The organism is Streptomyces sp. NPDC047072, from assembly GCF_040643855.1.
GTDB lineage: Bacteria > Actinomycetota > Actinomycetes > Streptomycetales > Streptomycetaceae > Streptomyces.
This window is the reverse complement of record NZ_JBEYVC010000318.1, coordinates 1-5,012: the sequence shown is the minus strand read 5'-3', so window position 1 is coordinate 5,012 and position 5,012 is coordinate 1. Positions and strand designations below refer to the sequence as shown.

5 protein-coding genes are annotated in these 5,012 nt (G+C 71.5%); all 5 read right to left on the bottom strand.

The features are described from left to right. Positions 1-179 precede the first annotated feature (179 nt). On the bottom strand, positions 180-632 hold the full coding sequence (locus ABZ896_RS51950; RefSeq protein ID WP_360946288.1) for an Lrp/AsnC family transcriptional regulator: 453 nt from the start codon (positions 630-632) through the stop codon (positions 180-182). A 10-nt stretch (positions 633-642) separates the two neighbouring features. Further along, positions 643-2,106, bottom strand: a complete 1,464-nt coding sequence (locus tag ABZ896_RS51945) for an amino acid permease (protein ID WP_360946285.1) — start codon at positions 2,104-2,106, stop codon at positions 643-645. Between the two features lie 166 nt (positions 2,107-2,272). After that, on the bottom strand, positions 2,273-2,653 hold the full coding sequence (locus ABZ896_RS51940; protein ID WP_360946282.1) for a hypothetical protein: 381 nt from the start codon (positions 2,651-2,653) through the stop codon (positions 2,273-2,275). Positions 2,654-2,728: 75 nt separating this feature from the next. Then, positions 2,729-4,171 (bottom strand): GuaB1 family IMP dehydrogenase-related protein, encoded by a 1,443-nt coding sequence (locus ABZ896_RS51935; protein ID WP_360946291.1) that lies wholly within the window; start codon positions 4,169-4,171, stop codon positions 2,729-2,731. A 159-nt stretch (positions 4,172-4,330) separates the two neighbouring features. Then, positions 4,331-4,765 carry a hypothetical protein gene (locus ABZ896_RS51930; RefSeq protein ID WP_360946279.1) on the bottom strand — a complete coding sequence of 145 codons (435 nt, stop codon included), beginning with the start codon at positions 4,763-4,765 and terminating at the stop codon, positions 4,331-4,333. Positions 4,766-5,012 lie beyond the last annotated feature (247 nt).

The following is a 5,012-nucleotide window of genomic DNA, read 5'->3' as shown; positions in this document are numbered from 1 at the left end:
GTGCTGACGGTTCCGGCGCTCGTGACGGTCAACTTCGTCTTCGGCACGTTCAGTCAGCTGGTGAACGTCACGGTCATCGCCGTCCGGCACCTCAGCTGGAGTGTTTTTTAGGGGCGCGGGGAACTGCGCGAACGGCCACGACGCGCCCGCACCCGGCAACGCACCGGCACCCCCGCCCCCTACCCCGGCGCCCCCGAAGAGAACCTCCGCAGCAACGGCGACAGCACCAGCACCGACTTGGTCCGCTCCACGAACGGCTCCCCCGCGATCCGCTCCAGCACCCGCTCGAAGTGCCGCATGTCAGAGGCGAAAACCTGCACCACCGCATCCGCGTCACCCGTGACCGTAGACGCCGCCACGACCTCCTGATACCGCTCCAACCCCCGCCGAATCGTCTCCGGAGACGTGTTGTGCCGGCAGTAGATCTCGACGAACCCCTCGGTCTCCCACCCCAGCGCCGCCGGATCCACCCGCACCGTGAACCCCGTGATCGCCCCGCTCGCCCGCAACCGGTCCACCCGCCGTTTCACGGCCGGCGCGGACAGCCCGACCAGCTGCCCGATGTCCGCGTAGGAGCGACGCGCGTCCTCCGCGAGGGCGTGCACGATGCGTTCGTCGAGGTCGTTCAGCACAGTGAGGCTTTCAAGTGGTGCGTGCGAGTCGGGACCGGCGGTGGCCGTACCCGAAGTAGAACACGAGCCCCACGGCCATCCAGACCCCGAAGACCACCCAGGTGACGGCGGCGAGGCTGCCCATCATCCACAGACAGAACCCGAGCCCCAGCGCGGGCAGTACCGGCGACAGCGGCACCCGGAAGGTCCGCGGCATCTCCGGCCGGGTCCGCCGCAGCACCACGACGGCCACGTTGACCAGCGCGAACGCGAACAGCGTGCCGATGCTCGTGGCGTCCGCGAGCTGCCCCAGCGGGATCGCCGCCGCGAGCACCCCGCAGAACAGGGACACGATCACCGTGTTGGCCCGGGGCGCGCCCGTCCTCGCGTCCACCCGCGCGAACACCTTCGGCACGAGTCCGTCCCGCGCCATCGCGAAGAGGATGCGCGTCTGGCCGTAGAGGACGGTCAACACCACGCTCGCGATGGCGACGACCGCGCAGAACGCCAGGAGCGTCCCCCAGAAGGACTGCCCGGTGACCTCCCGCATGATCTGGGCGAGCGCGGCCTCGGAGTCGTCGAACGTCCGCCAGGGCCGCGCCCCGACGGCGACGGCTGCGACCAGGACGTACAGCGCGGTGACGATCACCAGGGAGAGCATGATCGCGCGGGGCAGGTCCCGCTGCGCGTCCTTCGCCTCCTCACCGGCGGTGGAGGCGGCGTCGAAGCCGATGTACGAGAAGAAGAGCGTCGCCCCGGCCGCGCTGACCCCGGCCATCCCGAGCGGCATGAAGTGCGCGTAGTTGCCCGAGCGGAAGCCCTGCACGCCGATCGCGCAGAACAGCACGAGCGCGGCGATCTTCACGACGACCATGACGGTGTTGGCGCGCGCCGACTCCCGGGCCCCGCCCAGCAGGAACGCCATCGCCAGCAGGACGACGATCAGCGCCGGGAGGTTGAATATCCCGCCGTCCCCGGGCGGGGCCGACAGCGCGTCCGGGATCGTGACGCCGATCGTCCCGTCGAGCAGCTCGTTCAGGTACTCGCCCCAGCCGACCGCCACGGCGGCGACCGAGACGCCGTACTCCAGGAGCAGGCACCAGCCGCAGACCCAGGCGATCAGTTCGCCCATGGTTGCGTACGCGTACGAGTACGAGGAACCGGCGACCGGGATGGTGCCGGCGAGTTCGGCGTAGGAGAGGGCCGAGAAGAGGGCGGTGAGCCCGGCGATCACGAAGGAGAGGGTGACGGCCGGGCCGGCCTTGGGGACCGCCTCGCCGAGGACGACGAAGATGCCGGTGCCGAGGGTGGCGCCGATGCTGATCATCGTGAGCTGCCAGAGTCCGAGCGTGCGCCTGAGTGCTCCTCCCTCGCCCTGACCGCCCTCGGCGACCAGGCGTTCCACGGGCTTGCGACGCATCAGGCGCGCGCCGAGCCCCTGGGACGCGGATGTCTTCGGGGCGGGGTGGTGCGGGGGTGCGCCTTGGTCGAGCACGCGCTGACTCCTTCGTCGCTGCGGGTGGTACAGCGCAGCACCCTACGAGCCAGGACGTCACAGTCGTAATGCGGCAACCTTGCGGGCCCTCGCAAGATCGTTGCGTTCCCCGGGGATCGGCGGTGGTTCGTTGCGTACGCCGCCGTGGACGCCCCGCGCCACCCCGTCACCGCTCCTCCGGCTCCCCCGCGACCGCCCGCGCCTCGGCCGCGTCGGTCTCGTCGAACCCCATCTGCCCGGGTGTGCCGTACGCCGCCTCCTGGGCGTCGATCCAGCGGGTGTGGGCCTCCCACGCGGCCTGCTTGCTGGTGCCGAGCGCGGCCCCGATCTGCGACCAGGAGGCCCCGGCCTCCCGCGCGGCCCGGACGGTGAGCTGCCGCCCGTAGGCCGCCTTCCGCGCCACGACCTCACTGAGCGCCAGCAGTTCGAGCAGCTCGGCACGGTCGGGCGCCTCGACGGCCATGGACTCACGGATACGCAGCTCGTCCAGCCGGGCCACGGCGGTGGCCAGGGTGTACTGCGGCTCGACGTTCTCCGGTGTCGTCATCTCCCCAGGCTGACGTCAAGCCACCTTGACGTCAAGGTTCCCTGACACCCCGAGGCGGTCCAGGTAGCGGAGCGTCTAGCTCCAGCTGGCGTGCAGGGGCTTGCCCTCCGCGTAGCCCGCCGCGCTCTGGATGCCGACGACCGCCTTCTCGGCGAACTCCGCCAGGGAGTTCGCGCCGGCGTAGGTGCAGGAGGAGCGGACGCCCGCGATGATCGAGTCGATCAGGTCCTCGACGCCCGGACGGGCCGGGTCCAGGAACATCCGGGAGGTGGAGATGCCCTCCTCGAACAGCGCCTTGCGGGCCCGGTCGTACGACGACTCGTCGGACGTACGGTTGCGCACCGCACGCGCCGACGCCATGCCGAACGACTCCTTGTAGAACCGCCCGCTGGCATCCTGCTGGAGGTCGCCCGGCGACTCGTACGTCCCCGCGAACCACGACCCGATCATCACGTTGGACGCCCCGGCGGCCAGCGCCATCGCGACGTCGCGCGGGTGCCGGACCCCGCCGTCGGCCCAGACGTGCTTGCCGTACTTCCTCGCCTCGGCCGCGCACTCCAGCACGGCGGAGAACTGCGGCCGCCCGACCCCGGTCATCATCCGGGTCGTACACATCGCACCCGGTCCGACCCCGACCTTGATGATGTCGGCACCGGCCTCGATCAGATCCCGCACACCCTCGGCGGCCACGATGTTGCCGGCCACGATCGGGACCTGCGGGTCCAGCGCCCGGACCGTCCTGATCGCGGCGATCATCGACTCCTGGTGGCCGTGCGCCGTGTCGATGACGAGCGTGTCGACGCCCGCGTCGAGCAGCTGCTTGGCCTTGCCCGCGACATCGCCGTTGATACCGACGGCCGCGGCGATCCGCAGCCTCCCCCGCGCGTCGACGGCCGGGGTGTACAGCGTGGCGCGCAGCGCGCCCTTGCGGGTGAGGATGCCGGCGAGGCGGCCGTCCTTGTCGACGGCGGGCGCGTACCGCCGGTTGGCCGCGTCGAGCCGGTTGAAGGCCTCGCGGGGATCGATGTCGGCGTCCAGCAGGACCAGGTCCCGGGACATCACGACCTCGAGCTGCGTGAAGCGGTCGACACCGGTCAGGTCCTGGTCCGTGACGACACCGACGGGCCGCCGGTCCTCGTCGACGACGACACCCGCGTTGTGCGCGCGCTTGGGCAGCAGGGCCAGCGCGTCGGCGACGGTCTGGTGCGGGGCCAGCACGATCGGGGTGTCCAGGACGTGGTGACGGCTCTTCACCCAGGCGACGACCTCGGTGACGACCTCGATCGGGATGTCCTGCGGAATGACGACGAGGCCACCGCGCCGGGCCATGGTCTCCGCCATCCGGCGCCCGGCGATGGCGGTCATGTTGGCGACGACCAGCGGGATCGTGGTCCCCGTGCCGTCCGGGGAGCCGAGGTCCACGCCCTGCCGGGAACCGACCGCGCTGCGGCTCGGGACCATGAACACGTCGTCGTACGTCAGGTCGTACGGGGGCTGGATGTCGTTGAGGAAACGCACGTGCTGCACATCCCAGTCGATCAGAGGTGGCCCCCGGACAGGTCAGCCAGGGGGAAAGAGCACGTACTTCATTCTCCCATGCCGACCGGAAGGTCATGCCCGGTCGAAACGTCCAGACCCCCGGCCGGAGGTTCGGAGGATCCGCCGAAGGCCAGGCGGTCAGACACCGTCCAGCGCGGCTCGCGCGGCCTCGACGAAGCCGTCGCGTGCGGCGTCGAGCTCGTCGGGGGTCGAGCGGACACGCAGCCGGTCCATGAGCACACGCGCCGCCGCCGCGGGTCCCTCCGGGCCCTCCAGGGCCACGACGCTGTGGGCCCGGTGCAGGTCGGGTACGTCGCCGGGCTGCCCCTCGCCGGTCCTGCGGGTGACGACGACCGCGTCGGCCGCCTCCAGGAAACGGACGTAGGCCTGACGACGCTGGTCGTGGACGCGTGCGGCGCGCTGCTCGGCGACGGAGAGCCGCAGCGCGTGCAGGGCGGCCTCGGCCTGCCGCTCCCCGGCCGCCCGGGTGCTCCGCGCCGCGATCACGCTCCCGGCGAGGGCGGCACCGGCTCCGACGAACGCCGCGAGCAGTGCGACGAGCCACTCAGTCATGGCACGTATTCTGCATGTCCGCATCACGCGGAGGAGTTCACGGGCCCGGGTACCATCCCCGGGCCGGGCCCGCACAGGCCCACCGATCTGCGAAAACGCCGTACATGACAAGTCGCGGCCGGTAGCATGGAGGGACACTTGCGCGACGGGCGACGGGCGACGGGCGACGGGCGACGGGCGACGGGCGACGGGCGACGGGCGTCGAGCGCGGTCTCCGCCCGGAGGAAGAACCCCTTGCGGGCCGACC